The organism is Tsukamurella pulmonis (genome assembly GCF_900103175.1).
Classification (GTDB): domain Bacteria; phylum Actinomycetota; class Actinomycetes; order Mycobacteriales; family Mycobacteriaceae; genus Tsukamurella; species Tsukamurella pulmonis.
Genome location: NZ_FNLF01000002.1, coordinates 1,087,659 through 1,108,229 on the forward strand (window position 1 = coordinate 1,087,659; position 20,571 = coordinate 1,108,229).

9 protein-coding genes are annotated in these 20,571 nt (G+C 74.9%); 8 read left to right on the forward strand and 1 reads right to left on the reverse strand.

Annotation, left to right across the window (positions count from 1 at the left end):
• From BLQ62_RS05490 to BLQ62_RS05520, 7 genes are read left to right on the forward strand one after another with little or no spacing between them, the layout of a single operon-like run.
• The gene (locus BLQ62_RS05490; RefSeq protein ID WP_068566809.1) at positions 1-5,361 is read left to right on the forward strand and encodes a type I polyketide synthase; all 5,361 of its coding nucleotides are present in this window, start codon (positions 1-3) and stop codon (positions 5,359-5,361) included.
• Complete coding sequence (locus BLQ62_RS05495; protein WP_068566808.1) at positions 5,358-10,733, forward strand: type I polyketide synthase; 5,376 nt, start codon at positions 5,358-5,360, stop codon at positions 10,731-10,733. Before BLQ62_RS05490 ends, BLQ62_RS05495 begins: the two co-directional genes overlap by 4 nt.
• On the forward strand, positions 10,730-15,106 hold the full coding sequence (locus BLQ62_RS05500; protein ID WP_068566807.1) for a type I polyketide synthase: 4,377 nt from the start codon (positions 10,730-10,732) through the stop codon (positions 15,104-15,106). The genes BLQ62_RS05495 and BLQ62_RS05500 overlap by 4 nt, the downstream gene beginning before the upstream one ends.
• Positions 15,106-16,080 carry a daunorubicin/doxorubicin resistance ABC transporter ATP-binding protein DrrA gene (locus BLQ62_RS05505; protein WP_068533721.1) on the forward strand — a complete coding sequence of 325 codons (975 nt, stop codon included), beginning with the start codon at positions 15,106-15,108 and terminating at the stop codon, positions 16,078-16,080. Before BLQ62_RS05500 ends, BLQ62_RS05505 begins: the two co-directional genes overlap by 1 nt.
• Positions 16,077-16,880 (forward strand): ABC transporter permease, encoded by an 804-nt coding sequence (locus BLQ62_RS05510; protein ID WP_068566806.1) that lies wholly within the window; start codon positions 16,077-16,079, stop codon positions 16,878-16,880. Before BLQ62_RS05505 ends, BLQ62_RS05510 begins: the two co-directional genes overlap by 4 nt.
• The gene (locus BLQ62_RS05515; protein WP_114652192.1) at positions 16,880-17,740 is read left to right on the forward strand and encodes an ABC transporter permease; all 861 of its coding nucleotides are present in this window, start codon (positions 16,880-16,882) and stop codon (positions 17,738-17,740) included. Before BLQ62_RS05510 ends, BLQ62_RS05515 begins: the two co-directional genes overlap by 1 nt.
• 16 nt (positions 17,741-17,756) lie before the next feature.
• Positions 17,757-18,998 (forward strand): phthiocerol/phthiodiolone dimycocerosyl transferase family protein, encoded by a 1,242-nt coding sequence (locus BLQ62_RS05520; RefSeq protein ID WP_068566804.1) that lies wholly within the window; start codon positions 17,757-17,759, stop codon positions 18,996-18,998.
• Here the strand turns inward: BLQ62_RS05520 and BLQ62_RS05525 are convergent.
• A complete protein-coding gene (locus tag BLQ62_RS05525) occupies positions 18,974-19,804 on the reverse strand; it encodes a class I SAM-dependent methyltransferase (RefSeq protein WP_068566802.1) in 831 nt (276 codons plus the stop codon). The genes BLQ62_RS05520 and BLQ62_RS05525 overlap by 25 nt on opposite strands.
• 97 nt (positions 19,805-19,901) lie before the next feature.
• On the opposite strand from BLQ62_RS05525, the gene BLQ62_RS05530 reads away from it, so the two are divergent.
• Positions 19,902-20,570, forward strand: a complete 669-nt coding sequence (locus BLQ62_RS05530; RefSeq protein WP_068533718.1) for a flavodoxin family protein — start codon at positions 19,902-19,904, stop codon at positions 20,568-20,570.
• The last annotated feature ends 1 nt before the right edge of the window (position 20,571 follow it).

A 20,571-nucleotide genomic window follows, 5' to 3' on the forward strand; every position in this document is an offset into this window, starting at 1 on the left:
ATGACGTCCCCCACCACCCCGGACCGCCGGGCGCTCATCACCGACGCGCTGCGCCGGATCGACGACCTCACCGACCGGCTCGCGATCGCCGAACAGGGCGCGCGCGAACCCGTCGCCGTGGTCGGCATCGGCTGCCGCCTGCCCGGCGGGGTCGACGGGCCGGACTCGTACTGGGATCTGCTCGAGCGCGGCGGTGACGGCGTGGTGCGTGTGCCCGAGGACCGGTGGGACGCCGACGCCCTGTACTCCGCGGACCACACGGTGGCCGGCACCATCTGCAACCGCGACGGCGGCTTCCTCACGCACTGGGACCCCGCGCAGTTCGACGCCGAGTTCTTCGGCATCTCTCCCCGCGAGGCCGCGGGGATGGATCCGCAGCACCGCCTGCTGCTGGAGGTGGCGTGGGAGGCGTTGGAGCACAGCGGAATCGTGCCCGGCAGTCTGCGCGGCACCCGCACCGGCGTGTACGTGGGACTGACCACCGCCGACTACGCGCACACCCTCTCGGGAGAGCTCGCGCTCGACGAGATCGACCCGTACATCCCGTTCGGCAGCGCCCACAACTTCGCCGCGGGCCGGTTGTCCTACTTCCTCGGCCTCAACGGGCCCGCGGTCGTCCTCGACACCGCGTGCTCGTCGTCGCTGAGCGCGATGCACCTGGCCTGCCAGGGGCTGCGACGCCGCGAGAGCGATGCCGCGCTCGTTGCCGGGGTGAACCTCGTGCTGAGCCCGGAGAACAGCATCGCCTGCTCACGCTGGGGCATGCTCGCCCCGGACGGGCACTGCAAGTCCTTCGACGCCGCCGCCGACGGCTACGTGCGCAGCGAGGGGTGCGGCGTCGTCGTGCTCAAGCGGCTCTCCGACGCCGTCGCCGACGGTGATCGGATCCTGGCGCTCGTGCGCGGCACCGCCGTCAACCAGGACGGCGCCAGCAGCGGGCAGACCGTGCCCAACGGCCCTGCGCAGCAGGCACTGCTGCGGCAGGCGCTCGAGTCCTCGGGGCTCGAGCCGTCGGACATCGACTTCGTGGAATCGCACGGCACCGGCACCGGGCTCGGCGATCCCATCGAGCTCGACACCCTGGACCGGGTCTTCGGCGAGCGCGGCGACGCGGCGCCGCTCGTCGTGGGCGCGGTCAAATCCAATCTGGGGCACCTCGAATCGGCTGCGGGCATCGCCGGCGTGATCAAGACGGTGCTCGCCCTCGGCCGGAGCCGGATCCCGCGGAACCTGCACTTCGAGTCCCTGACGCCGCACGCCTGCGCGGGCGCGGCGCGCTTCGTCTTCCCGACCGACACCGTCGACTGGCCCGAGCGGGAGGCGCCGCGCCGCGCCGGGGTCTCCTCGTTCGGCGTGAGCGGCACCAACGCGCACGTCGTGCTCGAGCAGGCGCCCGCAGCGGAACCCGCGCCGGTTCCCGCGCCGCCGGCCGAGGGCGCCGTGCACCGGCTCGTCCTCTCCGGCAAGTCGATCGAGCGGGTCCGCGCCGCCGCGGCGAACCTCGCCGACTGGCTCACCGGCCCCGGCGCGACGGTGCCCCTGGCGGACGTCGCGGACGAGATCGGCCACCGCCGGCCCCGGTTCCCGCGGATCGCCACGGTCGTCGCGGACGATCACGACGGCGCGGTGCAGGGCCTGCGAGCGCTCGCCGCCGGCCGGCCGGCCCCCGGGACGGTCGCCCCGCAGCGCGGCGGTCGCCGGGACGGGATCGTCTTCGTCTTCTCCGGGCAGGGCGCGCAGTGGGCGGGGATGGGGCGGGCGCTGCTGCGCACCGAACCCGCCTTCGCCGACGCGATCCGCGCCCTGGAGCCCGATTTCCGGCGCATCGTCGGCTTCTCGCTCGAGGAGGCGTTGACCACCGGCGAGGTGACCAGCGGGATCGACCGGATCCAGCCCGTCCTGGTCGGCGTCCAGCTCGCTTTGGTCGAGCTCTGGCGCTCGCGCGGGGTTCACCCCGACGCGGTGATCGGCCATTCGATGGGCGAGGTCGCCGCCGCCGTGACCGCCGGCGCGCTGTCCGTGGCGGACGGACTGACCGTGATCGCCACGCGCTCCGCGCTCATGCGCCGCGAGCTCGCCGGCCGCGGCGCCATGGCCGTCCTCGAACTCGACGAAGCCGCCGCCGCGGAGGTCGTCGCCCGCCACGAGGGGGTCTGCGTCGCGGTCGTCGCCTCGCCGCGGCAGACCGTCGTGGCCGGCGATCCCGAACGGATCGACGCCGTGATCGGGGAGGTCTCCGCCCGTGACCTCCTGGCCCGCCGGGTGGAGGTGGACGTGGCCTCGCACCACGCCACCGTCGACCCCATCCTCGACGAGCTGCGCGAGGCCCTGCGCCCCGTGGCCCCGACCGCGCCGCGGATCCCGTTCCACTCCACGGTCCGCGCCGGCGATCGCGCGCCGCGCCCGGACGCCGACTACTGGGCCGAGAACCTGCGCCGCACCGTCCGGTTCGCGGACGCCGTCGCGGCCGCCGCGGCCGAGAACGGCACCTTCATCGAGATCAGCCCCCACCCGCTGCTGACCGGCGCGATCGCCGACGGCGTGGACGACGCCGAGCACCTCGTCGTGGGCACCCTGCTGCGCGAGACCTCCGAGCCGGTGGTCTTCGAGGCGAACCTGGTGGCGGTCCGCGGACCGTCGTACCCCGAGGTCGCGCAGGCCCCGCAGGCGCTCCGCCCGCCCGTCGCCGTGCCCACCACCCCGTGGCTGCGGCGCCGGCACTGGATCACGCCGCGCGCGGCCGCCCCCGGCGCGGCGGCACCGGCCGCGGACGGCGGGCCCAACGGCTGGTTCCTCACCCTGGAGCACCCGGCCCGCGAGGCGAGCGGTGCGCCCGACGAGAGCAGCGCGTGGCTGGTGCTCGCCGACGACGGCGGCGAGCATCTCGCGCGGGCCCTCGGCGCGGGCTCGCGCGGCCTGCCCGCCGCGGCCCTGCGGCAGGACCCGGACGCCGTGCGCGCCGCGTTCGAGGGTGCGGACCGCGTGCTGTACGCGCCCGCACCCGCCGCCGACGGACTCGACCCGGCCGCCGCGCGGCGCGTGCTCGGCGACCTCACCGCGCTCGCCCGCCTGCTGGCGGGGCACGACGGTGCGCCGCGGCTGACGATGCTCACCCGCAATGCGGAGGCGATCGCGGAGGGGGAGGCCGTGAGCGGCGTGCACGCCGCGCTGTGGGGCGCCGGGCGCACGCTCGCGCTCGAGCACCCCGAGTTCTGGGGCGGCCTGGTGGACGTCGATGCGGCGCTGCCGCCCGCACTGCTCGCGCCGGTCCTGCGCGCCGAGACCGGCTCCCGCGACGGTGACGACCAGGTCCTCCACCGGGCCGGTGTGCGCCGCGTACCGCGGCTGCGCCGCGCGCACGCGCCGGTGGCGCGGGCCGACGTCGATCACGATCGCGCCCAGCTGGTCGTCGGCGCCACGGGCAACATCGGCGGCGACGTGGTGCGCCAGCTGGCCCGCATGGGCGCGGGTACCGTGGTGGCCCTCTCGCGTCGCGGCGGCCTGCCCGACGGCCTCGCCGAGGAGGCCGCCGCACACGGGACGACGCTCGTCCCGGTCGCGGTCGACGCCGCCGATCCGCAGGCGCTCGCCGCGCTGTTCGCGCGGTTCGGCGCCGACCTGCCGGAGCTCGGCGGGATCCACGTCGCCTCCCTGTCGGGCGGTGCCGGGCAGCTCTCCGAGCTCACCGCCGACGAGATCGACGCGATGTTCCGCTCGAAGGTCGACGTGCTGGCCAACCTGCACGCGCTCAGCCTGACCGTGCCCGTGCGCGACTTCGTGATCTTCTCGTCGATCACGGGCGTCATCGGCTCGCGCTGGCTCGGCCACTACACCGCCGCGAACGCCTACGCCGATGCGGTCGCCGCGACCCGCCGGCACCTGGGACTGCCCGCCCGCGTGGTGGACTGGGGCCTGTTCGAGTCGTGGGCGCAGGCTCGGCCCGAGACGGCCTCCGCGGGGCTGACGCCGATGCCCAACGACGCGGCGGTCCGCTGCCTGCCCGCCGTGCTCGGGGCCGAAGCGCCCACCCGCAGCATCGTGGTGGGCGCCGATTGGCCCCGGCTCGCGGAGAACTTCCGCAGCCGCAGCGCCTTCCGGGTGGTCGACGATCTGCTCGGCGCCGCCGGACCCACCCTCGCGCAGCTGCCGACGGCGAGCCCCGGCACGCTGACGGCGCCGCAGGACGCCGCCGCGATCCGGGTCTCCGCGGCCGAGCGTCCGCACGCCGTCGCGCACCGGGTGCGCGGCGTCGAGGTGGTGCCCGTCTCGGTGCTCGCCGCCGGCATGCTGGCGGCGCGGCCGGAGCACGCCCTGCGGGACCTGCGATTCGAGTACCCGATCGTGCTCGATCAGCCCCGAGCCGTGCGGGTGAGCACCGGGCCGGACTCCGTGACGGTCAGCTCCAGCACCGACCCGCAGGCTCCGGCCGACCGGTGGATCCGGCACGCGGAGGCGGGGATCGGCGCCGCGCCCGACGGTGCGGCACCAGGGCTTCCCGACGACGCCTCCGGCGGGGATCTCGAGCTGCCCGACTACGACGCCGCCGGCGCGGCCGATCTCGCCCGGCAGTGGGGCGTCGAGGGCGTCCCGTTCCACTGGGAGGTCCTCGAGCACGAGGCCGGACCCGGAGCGCTGCGGGCGCGGGTGCGGCTGCCGCACGAGGCGGCGGCCGCCGCCGCCATCGACGCGGCGGTGCACCTGGCCCGTCTCACCGGTCGTCTCGACGACGGCCTGCTGCTGCCCACCGCGATCGGATCCCTCACGCAGGAGCACGATCTCGGCCCGGAGGTCGTGATCGCGGTGCAGCGGCGCGCCGACCGGGGCGAGGGCCTGCTGGTCGACGCGAGCGTCGAGGCCCCGGACGGGCGGCAGGCGATCCGCCTGGCGGGCGTGCGCTTCGCTGCGGTCGATCCGATCGTGGTCACCGCCCCGGAGGAGGCGGGTCCGGGCCCGGCGGTGATGGCCGTGCCGGACCTGACCACGCTCGCGCCGGCGGAGGTGGCCGACACGGTGGCCCGCGTGCTGCGCGACGTGCTGGCCCGGGAGCTGGGCACCGATCCCTCCGACGTCGACGCCGAGCAGCCGTTCCCCGAGCTGGGGCTCGACTCGATGATGGCGATGGCGATGCTGCGCGACGCCAAAGCGGCACTGGGCGTGGATCTCTCGGCCACCATGCTGTGGGACCACCCGACGGTGGCGCGGCTCTCCGCCCACATCGCGGCGACCCTCGTGCCCGCCGCGGCCGAGGACCTCCCGCCCGAACCGGCCACCGCGGCCGGGGCCGACGACGTCGGCGGACTACTGGACGAACTGTTCGAGAGCGCGGAGAGCTTCGACTTCGCTGAGGGGGAGATCCGATGACCGAAACGGACCGGACACCGTCGACGGCGGGCACCGCCGCCCGCGGATCGACCTACGCGCGGGTGCGGGCGATGAGCGAGTCGCAGCGCGACGCACTCACCGACCAGTTCGCCAAGGCCGCGCGGATCACGGCGGCCGAGCCGATCGCCGTCGTGGGCATCGGATGCCGCTTCCCGGGCGGGGCCAACGCGCCGCAGCAGTACTGGGACCTGCTCATGCGCGGCCAGGACGCGGTCGTCGAGGTGCCGCCGGACCGCTGGGACGCCGACGCCTACTACGACCCCGATCCCGCGGTGCCCGGCCGCATGCCGTCCAAGTGGGGCGGCTTCCTCGGCGGGATCGCCGGATTCGACGCCGATCACTTCGGGATCGCACCCCGCGAGGCCGAGACCATGGACCCGCAGCAGCGGATCCTGCTCGAGGTCGCCTGGGAGGCACTCGAACACGCCGGCATCTCGGCGCAGAGCGCCGAGGGCGTGCGCGCCGCGGTGATGATGGGCGTGTACTACAACGAGTACCAGTCGACCTCCGCCGCGGACCCCGAGAAGATCGACGCCTACTCCGCGACCGGCAACGCGCACAGCGTGACCGTCGGCCGGATCGCCTACCTGCTGGGCCTGCGCGGCCCCGCGATCGCCGTCGACACCGCCTGCTCGTCGTCCCTGGTCTCGGTGCACCTGGCCTGCCAGAGCCTGCGCTCGCGCGAGAGCGACCTCGCGCTGGCGGGCGGGGTGAGCCTGATCCTGCGGCCGGAGACCCAACTCGCCCTGGGCAAGTGGGGCATGCTCTCCCCGCTCGGCCGGTGCCACTCCTTCGACGCCGCGGCCGACGGCTTCGTGCGCGGAGAGGGGTGCGGCGTGGTCGTGCTCAAGCGCCTGACCGACGCGGTGCGCGACGGCGACCGCGTGCTCGCCGTGGTCCGCGGCTCGGCCACCAATCAGGACGGCCGCAGCAACGGCCTCACGGCCCCCAACGCCCCCGCCCAGCGCGAGGTGATCACCCGCGCACTCGGCGAGGTGCCCGCCTCCTCCGTCCATTTCGTGGAGACCCACGGCACCGGCACCGCCCTGGGCGATCCGATCGAGTTCGACGCCCTCGCGCAGGTGTACGGGGCGGGCGAGAGCCGGTGCGCGCTCGGCGCGGTGAAGACCAACATGGGCCACCTCGAGGCCGCCGCCGGGATCGCCGGCTTCATCAAGTCCGTGCTCGCGGTCCACCGCGGGCAGGTCCCGCCCAACCTGCACTTCACCCGGTGGAACCCGGCGATCGACGCCGCCTCCACCCGCCTGTACGTGCCCACCGAGGCCGATCCGTGGCCCGCGGCGGGCGGCCCCCGCCGCGCCGCGGTCTCGTCCTTCGGCCTGGGCGGCACGAACGCGCACGTCGTGCTCGAGCAGGGGCCCGATCCCGAACCCGCCGCCCCGGCGGGTGCCGACCCGGCGGTTCTCCGCATCGGCGCCGGCTCGGCCGAGGCGGTGGCCGCGCGCGCCGCCGACCTGGCGGCCTGGCTCGCCGGGAAGGGCGCCGCCGCCGCGCTCACCGACGTGGCGCACACCGTCGCGCGGCAGGGCGCGGGCGCCGCCGTCGTCGGTGCCGTCACCGCGCGCGATACCGCCGCCACCGTCGAGGGGCTGCGGGCCCTCGCCGCGGGCGCCTCCCGCCCCGGCGTCACCGCCGCCGCGCCGCGACCCCGGCCCGGCGTCGTCTTCGCCTTCTCGGGGCAGGGCTCCCAGTGGCCCGGCATGGGACGCAGGCTGCTCGCCGAGGAGCCCGCGTTCGCCGCCGCCGTCGACCGGATCGAACCGGAGTTCGTCGCGCAGGTCGGGTTCTCGCTGCGCGAGACGCTGCGATCGGGCGAGCCGGTCGAGGGCATCGACCGGATCCAGCCGGTGCTGGTGGGCGTGCAGCTCGCGCTCGCCGAGCTGTGGCGCGCCCACGGCGTGACCCCGGACGCCGTCATCGGGCACTCGATGGGCGAGGTGACCGCGGTCGTCGTGGCCGGCGGGCTCACCGTCGCCGAGGGGCTGCGGGTGATCGCGACCCGGTCCGCGCTGATGCGGCGCGAGCTGTCCGGGCAGGGCGCGATGGCGCTGCTGGAGATGGACGTCGCGAGCGTCGAGGAGCTGCTCACCTCGCACGAGGGCGTCTCCGTCGCGGTCGTCGCCTCGCCGCGGCAGACCGTCGTGGCTGGCTCGACGCGGGCCGTCGACGCCGTGGTCGCCGCGGTCTCCGCCCGGAACCTGCTCGCCCGCCGCGTCGAGGTGGACGTGGCCTCGCACCACGCGACCGTCGATCCGATCCTGCCCGAACTGCGCACGGCCCTCGCGGGACTGCGGCCCGTACCGCCGACGATCCCGGTGCTCTCGACCGTGCGGCCCGGTGAGCAGGCGCCGGTCTTCGACGCCGACTACTGGGCGGACAACCTGCGCCGGCCGGTCTCCTTCGCGCCCGTCGCGGCCGATGCGGCCGCCCGCTTCGGCACCCTCATCGAGGTCAGCCCGCACCCCGTCCTGACCCACGCGCTCGCCGACAACGTGCCGGCCGGTCGCGACGTCGCGGTGCTGCCGACGCTGCTGCGCGACGAGGACGAGAGCATCGTCTTCCACGCCCACCGGGCCCGCCTCGGCGGCGAGCCGCCGGCCGGCCGGATCATCGACGTGCCCCCGCACAGCTGGCGGCACCAGCAGTACTGGACGAGTGCGTCGCCCGGCCGCCGCACGGGCACCGGTGGCGCGCACCCGCTGCTCGGCGACCGCGTCGACCTGCCCTCGGGGACGGGGGTGCTCTGGCACGGCGACACCGGGCTCGACGCGCTGCCGTGGCTCGCGGACCACCGTGTGCAGGGCCAGCCGATCATGCCCGCCGCGGGCTTCGCCGAGATCGCGCTCGCCGCGGGCCGCGCCGCGCTCGGCGCGGAGGCGGTGGCGGTGACCCGGCTCGAGGTCGAGCAGATGCTGCCGCTGACCGAGTCGGTCCCGCTCACCACGCAGCTCACCCACGAGCCCGACGGCACGGCCCTGGTGGAGGTCTTCCACCGCACGGCCGCGGGGGAGTGGGTCCGCCACGCCCGCGCCCACGTCGGCGCCCTCCCGGCCGGGGAGGCCGCCACGCCCGTCGGTGCGCCGGCCGACGGTGCCCCCGTTTCGCCCCGCGCGGTGTACGCGGCGCTGCGCCGCGCCGGCGCGCACCACGATCGGGCCTTCGCTGCGCTCGAACGCGTGCTGCGCGATCCGGCGGGCGCCGCCGAGGCGGACGTCGTCCTGCCGTCCGAGGCCACGGCGCACCCGGCGCTGCTGCTGCACCCGGTGGCGCTGGACGCGGCGCTGCAGACGCTCGCCGCCGCCCTGCCGGACGAGGCCGCCGACGGCGACGCCGCCTACCTGCCCGTCGCCGTCGAGGCCGTCCGGCTCCACCGCCCGGTCGGACGGCGTGCGCTCTGCCGCGCCCGGATCACGACCGTCGGGGACGAGGGCGTGAGCGGCGACGTCACGGTCCTGGACTCCACGGGCACCGTCGCCGTCGAGGTGCGGGGCGTGTTCCTGCGGCGCATCCACCGCCGCTCCGTTCCGTTGCCGTTGGAACGCAAGCTCTTCGGACACCGGTGGGAGACGGTCCCGACTCCCGCGCCGGCGGACGCGACGGATCCGGAGGGCTGGCTGGTGCTCGCGGACGACCACGGTGCCGCAGGCGCTGCCGCCGACGCGCTCGCCGCCCCGCACCGCAGGATCGTCACCGCCGGATTGGACGAGCGCGGCCTCGCCGATGCGGTCGCCCGGTTCGCCGAGGATCCCGCGCACGCCCCGGCCGGCGTGGTGCTGCTCGTGGACGGCGCACCGTCGTCGACCGGCGGCGCGGAGGCCGCCGAGGCAGTGATCTGGCGGGCGGCCTCGGTCGTGCGCGCCGTGACCAGCGGCTGGCACGGCCGCTCGCCCCGGCTGTGGCTGATCACCCGCGACGGCCTCGCCGTGCGCGACGGCGACGTCCCCGACCCCGCGGCGGGCGCCCTGACCGGTCTCGTCCGCGTGCTCGCGTACGAGCACCCCGACCTGCGGGCCACGGTGCTCGACCTGCCGGCCGGTGCCGACCTCGCTGACGCGCTGGCGCGCGAGAGCGCCGCCCCGGACGCCGACGACCTCGTCGCCTGGCGCGACGGGGAGCGGTACGTGCAGCGGCTCGTGCGCCGCGACAGCGCACCGGCCGAGGCCCCCGCCGTGCGCGGCGACGGCGCGTACCTCGTCACCGGCGGCCTCGGCGGCATCGGCCTCGTGATCGCCCGCCGCCTCGTGGCGGCAGGCGCGGGCCGGGTGGTGCTCAGCGGACGCGGCGAGCCGTCCCCGGAGGCGGACGCGGCGCTCGACGAGTTGCGCGCCGGTGCCGACGTGCAGTACGTGCGCGGCGATGTCGCCGAGCCGGGCGTCGCCGAGCGGCTCGTGGCCGTCGCGGAGGAGACCGGCCTCGCGCTGCGCGGGGTGATCCACTCCGCGGCCGTGCTCGACGACGAGCTCGTCGCCGCGATGTCGCGCGACGCGCTGGGCCGGGTGTGGCGGCCCAAGGCGATCGGCGCCGACCGCCTGGACGCGGCGACCGCGGAGCACGATCTCGACTGGTGGGTGCTGTTCTCCTCGGTGGCCTCGCTGCTGGGCTCGCCCGGACAGGGCGCGTACGCCGCGGCGAACGCCTACCTCGACGCGCTCGCCGAGCGGCGCCGCGCCGGCGGCCGCACCGCGACCGCGATCTGCTGGGGGCAGTGGTCCGAGGTGGGGCTCGCCCGCTCACTGGAGATGGGGGTGCTGGACCCGATCTCACCCGCCGAGGGCACCGAGGCGCTCGATGCGATCCTCGGGGGCGGCCACACCCGCGTCGGCGTCGCCCGGCTGCGGCTCGACCGCGCCGCGTCGGCGTTCCCCGAACTGGCCGGGTTGGGCTACTTCACCCATCTGCTGGCCGAGCTCGAACCCGAGGAAGACGCCGGCGCGATCGACCTGGCGGCACTGACGGCACTGCCCTTCGCCGCCGCCGTCACCGTCGTGCTCGATCGCCTGCGCCAGCGGATCGGCGCGGTCCTGGGCTACTCCGGCGGTGCCGGGATCGCCGCCGACCGTCCCCTCACCGAGCTCGGACTGGATTCGCTGATGGCGGTGCGCATCCGCAACGCCGCTCGCGGCGAGTTCGGGATCGAACCGCCCGTCGCCCTGCTGCTGCAGGGCGCCGACCTGACCGCCCTGGCCGTGGACCTGGTCCGCAGGCTCGGCATCGACGACGACACGGACGAGACCGCCGCGGCGCCCGGTGGGCTCCGCGATCGAGCGCAGCAGCGCGCCGCCGCACGCCGGCGCGGCGCCGCACGACGGAAGGCAGGCAACACCGCATGATCGGGACCCGGACCCGCGACGACATCGGCGAGGACGCACCCGAGGACGGCGAGCTGATCGCCGTCGTGGGCATGGCCGGGCGCTTCCCCGGCGCGCGGACCCTCGCGGAGTACTGGCGCAACCTGCGCGACGGCGTCGAATCGATCGTCCCGATCGACGAGGACGAGCTGCGCCGCAGCGGGATCGGCGCCGACGCCCTCGACGACCGCGGCTACATCCGGTCCGGGGCACCGCTCGACGGCATCGACGAGTTCGACGCCGCGCTGTTCGGATTCACGCCCGCCGTCGCCGAGGGGCTCGATCCGCAGCACCGCCTGTTCCTGCAGAGCGTCTGGCACGCCATCGAGGACGCGGGCTACCGCCCCGGCGAGCTGGACGGCGCCGTCGGCGTGTACGGGACCAGTTCCGCCAGCGGCTATCTGCTCAACAACCTGATGTCGCGCCTGGACGTCGAACGCACCATCGGGCAGGGCGCCAGCTACGAGATGATCGACCTGTCGCTGCGCAACGACAAGGACCACATCGCGACCCGGATCGCGCACCAGTTCGACCTGCACGGGCCCGCGCTCTCGGTGCAGACCGCGTGCTCGTCCTCGGCCGTCGCCGTCCACCTGGCCTGCCAGGCCCTGCTCTCCGGCGAGGTCGACGCCGCGCTCGCGGGCGGCTCGTCGATCCGGGTGCCCAACCGTGCGGGGTACTGGCACACCCACGGCGCGATGACCTCGCCGAGTGGGCACTGCCGGCCCTTCGACGCCCGCGCCGACGGCACCGTCTTCGGCAGCGGGGTCGGCGTGGTGATGCTCAAGACCCTGGAGCGGGCCCGCGCCGACGGCGATCGCGTGCACGCCGTGATCCGCGGCTCCGCGATCAACAACGACGGCGCGGCCAAGATGACCTATGCGGCCCCCACCGCCGCCGGGCAGGCCGCCGCCATCGCCGAGGCGCACGCCGTGGCGGGCGTGGACCCTGCCGACATCAGCTACGTCGAGACGCACGGCACCGGAACGCCGCTCGGTGATCCCATCGAGATCGAGGGCCTGCGGCAGGCCTTCGATCTCGGCGAGCGCGAGCGCACCCGCGCCTGCCGCCTGGGATCGGTGAAGGCGAACATCGGGCACCTCGAGGTCGCCTCCGGCATCGCCGGGGTGCTCAAGGTGATCCTCGCGCTCAAGCACCGGGCGGTGCCCGGCACGGTGCACTACACGGCACCCAATCCCGAGCTGCGCCTCGGCGACGGGCCCTTCGAGATCAACCAGGACCTCGTCGAGTGGGAGAGCGACGGCCCGCGCCTGGCCGGCGTGAGTTCCTTCGGCGTCGGCGGCACCAACGTCCACCTGATCCTCGAGGAGGCGCCGGCCCCCGCGACCCCCGCCCCCGCACCCGGCCCGTACCCGCTGCTGCTCTCCGCCCGCGGCACCGAGCGGATCGACGTCGCGCGCGCCCGGCTCGCCGACGAGTGGGAGGCCGACCCCGCGCTGGAGCCGGCCGATGTGGCCGCCACCCTCGCCGCCCGGCCCGCCGACACCACCCGCGCGGTGACCGTGGTGCGCGATCGCGCCCACGCGATCGCCGCTCTGCGCGCCGGCGAGGGCGCCGTCGGCTCCGTGCCCGAGGGCGTCCGCGACGACGCCGACCGGATTGCGCTGCTCTTCCCCGGGCAGGGCACCCAGTACGTGGGGATGGCGCGCGGGCTCTACGACGCCGAGCCCGTCTTCGCCCAGAACGTGGACCGGTGCGCCGCCGGTTTCGACGCGGCCCTCGGCATCGACCTCAAGGCGCTGCTGTTCGGCGGTCGCAGCCGCGAGCTCGAACGCACCGACCGCTCCCAGCCCGCCCTGTTCACCGTCGAGTACGCGCTGGCGCGCCTGCTCGAAGCGCGTGGCGTGGTCCCGTCGATCCTGGTGGGGCACAGCATCGGCGAGTACGTGGCGGCGACGCTCGCCGGTGTCTTCGATCTGCCCACCGCCCTGACCGTGGTCGCCGAGCGCGGCCGGGTCATGCAGGCCGCGCCGCGCGGCGTGATGCTCGCGGTACCGCTCGGCGAGAAGGAGATCGCGCCCTACCTGGGCTCCGAGATCGACGTCGCGACCGTCAACGAGCCGGGCGGCTGCGTCGTCGCCGGCACCGAGGACGCGATCGCCGACCTGACCGCCAAGCTCGCGGCCGACACGATCACCGCGCGCCGGGTACGGACCTCGCACGCCTTCCACTCCCGGCTGATGGAGCCGGCCGCCGCGCAGTTCGCCGAGTTCCTGGCCGGCGTCGAGCTGCGTGAGCCGCGGATCCCGATGGCCTCCAACGTGACCGGGACGCTGATGAGCGCCGCCGAGGCGACCGACCCGGCCACCTGGTCCCGCCAGATGCGGGCCACCGTCCGGTTCGCGGACGAGCTCGACACCGTCCTCGCCGAACCGCACAGGGTGCTCGTCGAGGTCGGCCCCGGCGGGACGCTCACGTCGGCGGCCAAGCGGCACCCCGGGTTCGGCGACGGTCACCGCATCGCGCGGCTCGTGCGGCATCCGGCGCAGGACCGCGACGACCGGGAGTTCTTCCTGGAGGGACTCGGAACGCTCTGGGCCGCCGGATTGGACGTCGACCCGGGCGTACCGCAGGGCCGCGAGGTGCTGCTGCCCGGCTATCCGTTCCTCCCGGAACGGCACTGGGTCGAGGCGGCGCCGCACCGGCGGTCCGCGCCCGGCCCGGACGCCGCACCGTCCGGCGACGCGACGGCCGCGGGCGACGACGGTGCCGACACCGGTACCGAGGCCGTGCTGGGCCGCGTGTGGGCCGCGTGCCTGGGCACCGATACCGTCGACCCGGAGGCGGACTTCTTCGACCTCGGCGGTGACTCGCTGGTGGCGATCGGCGTCTCCATGGCCGCCGGCCACGCCGGGATCGATCTCACCCCGCAGGACCTGTACGACCACCCGACCGTCGCGGCGCTGGCGCGGGCCATCACCGAGCGCGACGCCGCGGGCGGCCTCGCCGAGCCCACGGCACCGTCGCAGCGCCCGCCGCTCACGCCGAACCTCGCCCGGCTCACCGAATCCGGGGTGCGCGATCACGCGCGCTGGCGGATCCCGCTGGTGCTGGGCGTGGGACCGGAGGTGACGGCCGAGGACGTGACTGCGGTGCTCGAGGCCCTGATCGCGCGGCACGACGCCCTGCGGCTGCGGCTGCGGCGCGACGACGGGCTGTGGGAGCAGGTGATCGCCGAGGCGGGCGAGGCCCCGACCCATCTGCGCGTGCACGAGGAGCATACGGCGGCGACGGATCTCGACGCCGTCGCGCAGGAGCGCCTGGCCGCCCTGATCGCCGAGGCCGACGACGACGCCGCACCCGTGCAGGCCCTGCTGCTGCGGCCCGAGCCGGGGGGCGCCGGCCGCCTCGCGCTCGCCGTGCCCGGTTGGGTGGGTGACGCCCGATCGCGGGAGATCCTGGCTGCGGACCTGCTCACCGCGTTCGGCCAGCGGGCCGCGGGAATGCAGGTCTTCCTGGCGCCCACGGCCACCGGATGGGCCGAGTGGTCCCAGCGGCTCGCGGGCCTCGCGGGCCACCCGGCCGTGCTCGAATCCCGCTCGCGCTGGCTCGATGCCGCGCTGCCGGCGGTGCGGATCGCGACCTCCGACCCCGAGGACCGGCCCGCCGCCGCGGACTATCGCCGCCTGCCCACCACGGTGGGCACCGTGGAGGCCGCCGAGATCGACGACGCCCGGCGCCGCACCGGGGTCCGGCTCGAGGAACTGGTCACCGCCGCGATCGTGCGCGGGGTGGCCTCGGCGGTCGGCCCCGGCCGCGTCGCGATCGACCTCGACGGCGACGCCCGGTCCGTGCTCAAGCCGGCCGTCGACGCGCGGGACACGGTGGGCTGGTTCACCACGGTCCACCCGGTCGCGCTGACCGCACCCGACGGCGACGACGAGCTCGTCGAGCAGGTGCGCACCGCCCTGCGCGGCGTACCGCACCACGGCGTCGGCCACGGCCTGCTGCGCTACCTGCACGCGCCCACCGCGGCGCACCTGGCCGCGGCTCCCGCGGCGGACCTGCACCTCGTGGTCGGCGGCACGGTCCCGGACCCGCCGGACATCGCGCAGGGCGCCAAGGCGGTGTGGTTCGCCGCCGACGCGGCGATGCCGGTGCGCGACGTCGTGCCCGGGCTGGGGCACCCCGTCGAGCTGCGGGTCTACCGCACCGGAGGGCGCCTCCACCTGGACTGGTGGTTCGACGCGCGCCGCGTGGACGCCGCGCGGATCGACGCGCTGGCCGCGGCCGTCACGCAGGCGCTCGGGGCGCTGGCGCGGACGAGTGCCGAGCCGGAGGACGAGGACGCCGACGACTGGGAGCTGGTCGACCTGTCCGGAGGGGATGCGTGATGCGGCACTCCGGACCCGCCGTGGTGGTGGAGGGCCTGACCAAACGGTTCGGCGACTTCACCGCGCTGCGCGGCATCGACCTGTCCGTGCGCCGCGGCGAGATCCTCGGCCTGCTCGGGCCCAACGGTGCGGGCAAGACCACCACGGTGGACATCCTCGCCACCCTGTCGCGGCCCACGAGCGGCGTCGCCCGGGTCGCGGGCTGCGACGTGGCGCTCGACCCCGCGGGGGTGCGGCGCGCGATCATGCTGACCGGGCAGAACGCCGCGCTCGACGACCTGCTGACCGGCCGCGAGAACCTGGTGCTGTTCGGCCGGCTGCAGGGGCTGCGCAAATCCGAGGCCCGCAGCCGGGCCAAGGAACTGCTCGACCGGTTCGACCTCGATTACGCGGCCGACCGGCGGGTGGGCACCTACTCGGGCGGCATGCGCCGGCGCATCGACATCGCGTGCGGCCTGGTGATCCGTCCCGAAGTGGTCTTCCTCGACGAGCCGACCACCGGCCTCGATCCTCGCAGCCGGCAGGGCGTGTGGGAGCTGGTGGCCAAGCTGCGCGACGACGGGATCGCCACGCTGCTCACCACCCAGTACCTCGAGGAGGCCGACGCGCTGAGCGACCGGATCACCGTGATCGACCGCGGCACCGTCATCGCCGAGGGCACCGCGGACCAGCTCAAGGAGCGGACCGGGGCCACCATCTGCGAGATCGTGCCCCGGCATCGCAGCGACCTGCCGGCGATCCTCGCCGCGCTGGGCCCGCTGGCCGGCCGTGAGCCCGTCGCCGACGGTGCCGACCGGGTCGCGATCCCGGCACCCGACGGGACCGGGACCCTGGTGGCGGCGGTCTCCCGGATCGACCCGACCGGGATCGAGCTGCTGGACGTGGCGCTGCGGCGCCCCTCCCTCGACGAGGTCTTCTTCGCCCTCACGGGCGGTCCGGCGGCCCCCCGCGTGGCCGAGGACGTGACGCTGTGAGCTCTCGTCCCGACACCTCGCGGGCGCAGCAGTGGTGGGTGCTGACGGTCCGGGCCGTGGCGCCGAGCCTGCGCAACGGCGAGCTCGTCACCCAGGTGGCCGCCTCGGTCATGTTCACCGTCGGCTTCTACATCCCGCTCAAGCAGTTCATGGGCGCCTACGCGGCGACGATGAGCAGCTACGCCCAGTACCTGACCCCGCTGATCGTGCTGCAGGCGATCTCGTTCGCCGCCATCTCGGGCGGCTTCCGGGCGGCGACCGACGCGGTGGAGGGCATCGACCGGCGCTTCCGCTCCATGCCCATCGGCCGGCTGACCCCGATGGCGGCGCGCATGTCCGGCAGCATGTACCGGTGCGGGCTGGCGCTGGTGATCTCGCTGGTGTGCGGCCACGTGATCGGCTTCCGCTTCTACGGCGGGCCGCTGCACACCGCGGGCTTCGTGGCCCTGGTGCTCCTGCTCGGCCTGACGCTGTCCGTGCTCGGGGACCTGGTGGGCACCGCGACCCGCAACCCCGATGCCACCACGCACCTGATGATGCTGCCGCAGCTGACCCTGGGCCTGCTGTCGGTCGGTGTGCAGCCCGTCGAGCGGTTCCCCGAGTGGATCCAGGGCTTCGTCCGCGATCAGCCCATCTCGCAGTTCGTCTTCGGGTTGCGCGCGCTCGCCGGGGACTCGATCCCCGGTGCCGCGGGGGAGCCGTCCTGGGCCGTGGTCGGCCCGGCCGTCTACTGGGCCCTCGGCCTGCTCGCGGTGCTCCTACCGCTGCACGCTCTCGTCGCGGCGCGGAGGAACCGCTGATGTGCGCGCACCGGTTGGAGGAGCGCCGGGCACCCGGCCTGCGGACCCACGGTCAGCGGGCCGTGCGGCCGGTCCGGTCGAGTGAGCGCTCACCGCGCGACCTGCTCGTGCAGACCGGGGTGCTGGCCGGGCGGATCGTGCGCCGCTGGGTCCGCGACCCGGCCACCCTGGCGGAGACGGTGCTCGTCCCGGTCGCCTTCCTCGTCACGCTCAACATCGTGCTCGGGGACGGCATCTCGAAGCTCACCGGCGTCAACGCCCTCGCCGGCAGCGTGCCGCTGGTGGCGCTGGTCGCCGCCACGCAGGGTGCCACCGTCGGCGGGCTCGGGGTGATGGCGGAGCGGGACAACGGATTCCTCGCCCGCCTGTGGGGCACGCCGATCCATCGCGGCGCGGGCATCACGTCCCGGCTGCTGGCCGAGGCGCTGCGGATCGTGACCGCCACGGCCGTGCTGACGATCACCGGTGTGCTGCTCGGGCTGCGCTTCGAGAACGGCGCGCTCTCGGTACTCGGGTGGCTGCTGGTGCCGGTGCTGTTCGGCGTCGCCTTCGCCGCCGCGGTGCTGACCGTGGCGGTCTACGCCGCGAAGACCATCGTCGTGGAGGCCACGGCCCTGATCTCGGGGCTGTTCATGTTCTTCTGCACGGGGTTCGTCCCGCTGGAGCAGTACCCGGACTGGTTGCAGCCCGTGGTGCAGCACCAACCCTTCAGCAACACCGTCGACACCATGCGGGGCCTGGCCGTGGGCGGCCCCGTGGCCGCGCCGCTGATGGAGCTGCTGGCGTGGACCGTCGGCATCCTCGCGGTCTGCGCCGTGCCGTTGACCGTCGGCTACCGCCGGGCGAGTACCCGGGACTGACCGAGATCGGAGAGAGATGTTCGAATCCGCTGTGCTGCGCCCGTTGGCGGAGAGCGAGAAGATGTTCGCCGAGACGCACAACTTCGTCGGGCTCGGCGCGCACGTGCGCGGGCCGGTCGACGTCGAGTTGCTGAGCGAGGCCTTCGAGACGCTGCTCGAAGTGCACCCCGTGCTGGCCGCGCGCCTCGAGCCCGACGAGCGCGACGGATTCCGCATCGTCGCCGACGACTTCCTGCCCCAGGGGGTGGTGCTGGCCTCCGATCCCGCTGCCGCACAGCCCTTCGACCAGCGGCAGTCCCTGGTGCGGCTGGTGCTCGATCCGGGCGAGGAGGAGACCGCGGCCACCCTCTACGTGCACCACGCCCTCGCCGACGGGCACCACCAGTTCGCGCTCATCGAGGAGCTGTTCGGCATCTACACCGACCTGGCGACAACGGGGACCGTGCGCGTGGGTCCCGTGCAGCCGACGCCCGCCGCGCTGGAGACGGTGCTCGCGGACCGCGCGGTGGTCAAGCAGCGCCGCTCGGGGCTCGAACGCTTCATGCCCGCGATGTACGCCTACGACCTGCCGCCCTCGCGCCGGTCGGTGACCGCCGAGCGCCCGGACGTCCCGGTCCTGGTTCCGATGGTGCAGCACACCTTCACCGCCGAGGACACGCGCGCATTGTTCGACCTCTCCCGGGCGGAGCGCGTCAGCGTCAACGGCATCGTCTCGGCCGCCGTCCTGCTCGCCGAGTGGCGGTTGCGCGGCGCGACGGCCGTGCCGGTGCCCTACATCTACCCCGTCGATCTGCGTTACGTGCTCTCGCCGACGGTGTCGGCCACCGCGTGCACCAATCCGGTGGGGGTCGCGACCTACCTCGCCGAGATCGGTTCCGGCACCCGGATACTGGACCTGGCGCGCGAGATCGCGGAGACCTTCCGCGCCGACCTGGCCGAGGGCGTGATCCAGCAGTCGCTGCTGCACTTCCGGCCCGCGTACGTGGGGAACCCGCCGGGACTGCCCGACGTGGTGATGGTGACCGACAACGGCGTGGTGCCTCCGGTGCGGACTCCTCCCGGCGTCGAGATCAGTGCCGTGCACGGCGAGCTGTACTTCCAGGTGGGGTCCGGCATCGAGATGTACACCAGCAAGGTCTTCGACGGCCGGCTGCAGCTCGAGTACCACACGCACGGGCCCGATCCGGAGGACGCGCTCGCTGCCGTCGCGGCGCAGCTGAGCGCGCTCGCCGCTCAGTCCGTGGGACCGAAGGCGTAGCGGTGGTACTGCAGGGCGCGCCGCACCGGCCGCACCACCCGCCCGATGCCGCCGACCGCGGCGAACAGGCGCGAGCTGCCCTGGAAGGTCTCGGCGTCGAAGAAGGTGACGTCGCGCACCGGGCGCAGGCCGGGCACCGCCGCGGCGACCTCGGCGGGATCGTCGACGCCCCAGTGCAGGACGGACCCGGTGGTGCGGTTGAGTTTGTGCATCCGCTGGCTGCGGATCGCGAGACGGCTGTAGAAGTCGATCTGGACCTCGCCCTCGGGGAAGCGCTGCAGGACGGCGCGCAGCAACTGCGTGCCCTCCGTCGCCGTGAGGTACATGCTGATCCCCTCCGCGAGGAACAGTGCGGGCCGATCCGCCGGGATGCGCTGCAGCCATTCGTGATCGGTGGCCGAGCTGGCGAGCAGGTGGTAGCCGTCGCGCTCCGGGTAGACCTGCCGGCGCAGGTCGATCACCGCGGGGAAGTCGACGTCGACCCAGTGCACCGCGGGCCCGGGATCGACGCGGAAGACCCGGCTGTCGAGACCGCAACCCAGGTGCACGACGGTCGATTCCGGGTATCGCCGCAGGAACTCCCGGGTCCAGCGGTCGTACTGGGCGGTGCGCACCGTCGCCAGCGGCGACCAGCGCGCCGACACGCCGAGCGAGGACCAGTCGTAGTCGATGCCGGCCACGGCGTCGCGGGCGAAGGTGTCGCCGAGGACGGGGCGATCGGAATCCGCGTCCAACGCTTTGAGATACAGCGTGGTGAGCATCGTCTGCGCGGCGCCGCTGAGGTCGACGGTGGCCTTGGGGGGCATGGCGCTACCGTACGTCATCGAGTTTGCATTGTCACTGCGTCGGATCCATGGGTGGGTTATGGTCGGGCCGTGTCCCGCGACGAGGAGGTGCGCAGTGGTGTCCGATGAGCGCCGCAGCCCCCGGGTGCTGTTGCTGTACTACAGCTTCACCGGTCAGGCGGAGCGCTTGCTCGAGGCCGCGGGTGCGGAGTTCGCCGAGCGCGGGTGGGAGGTCGTGCCCGCCCGGATCGAGCTGATCGACCCGCGGTACGCACCCCGCCTCGCCCACTTCCCGCTACGCCGGGTGTGGCGCACGATGCTCTCGCTGGTCCCCGCGCAGGCGCGCGGAGTCACCGCCGCCGTGCGGGTGCCGCCGCAGGCGTTCGAGGGGCGCTACGACCTGATCTGCCTGGGCTCGCCCACCTGGTGGGATCGCGCCAGTATCCCGATGCGGTCCTTCCTGGCCTCCGCCGATGCGCGCCGAGTGCTGGCAGGCCGCCCGTTCGCGGTCTTCATCGCCTGCCGGGACCGGTGGAAGGGCAATCTCGCCGAGGTGCGCCGGCTTGCCGAGTGGCAGGGCGGGCGGTACGCGGGACAGGTGCACACGGCTTATCCGGGCAACCAGCTCACGTCGATGCTCTCGTTGACCAGCTTCCTCGGCTCGGGTGAGCAGCGCGAGCGCTACCTCGGTATCGCGATACCGACCACCAATGCGCAGCCGGCGCACCTCGATTCGGCTCGCAGGCTGGCCGGCGAGCTCGCCGGATCCACGACGGGGGAGGGCTGAG

Bases quoted from the DNA above. Each gene is read 5' to 3' on its own strand.
- BLQ62_RS05500 (WP_068566807.1), top strand. From the start codon at position 10,730: ATGATCGGGACCCGGACCCGCGACGACATCGGCGAGGACGCACCCGAG.
- BLQ62_RS05495 (WP_068566808.1), top strand. From the start codon at position 5,358: ATGACCGAAACGGACCGGACACCGTCGACGGCGGGCACCGCCGCCCGC.
- BLQ62_RS05525 (WP_068566802.1), bottom strand. From the start codon at position 19,804: ATGCCCCCCAAGGCCACCGTCGACCTCAGCGGCGCCGCGCAGACGATG.
- BLQ62_RS05490 (WP_068566809.1), top strand. From the start codon at position 1: ATGACGTCCCCCACCACCCCGGACCGCCGGGCGCTCATCACCGACGCG.
- BLQ62_RS05515 (WP_114652192.1), top strand. From the start codon at position 16,880: ATGTGCGCGCACCGGTTGGAGGAGCGCCGGGCACCCGGCCTGCGGACC.
- BLQ62_RS05505 (WP_068533721.1), top strand. From the start codon at position 15,106: ATGCGGCACTCCGGACCCGCCGTGGTGGTGGAGGGCCTGACCAAACGG.
- BLQ62_RS05520 (WP_068566804.1), top strand. From the start codon at position 17,757: ATGTTCGAATCCGCTGTGCTGCGCCCGTTGGCGGAGAGCGAGAAGATG.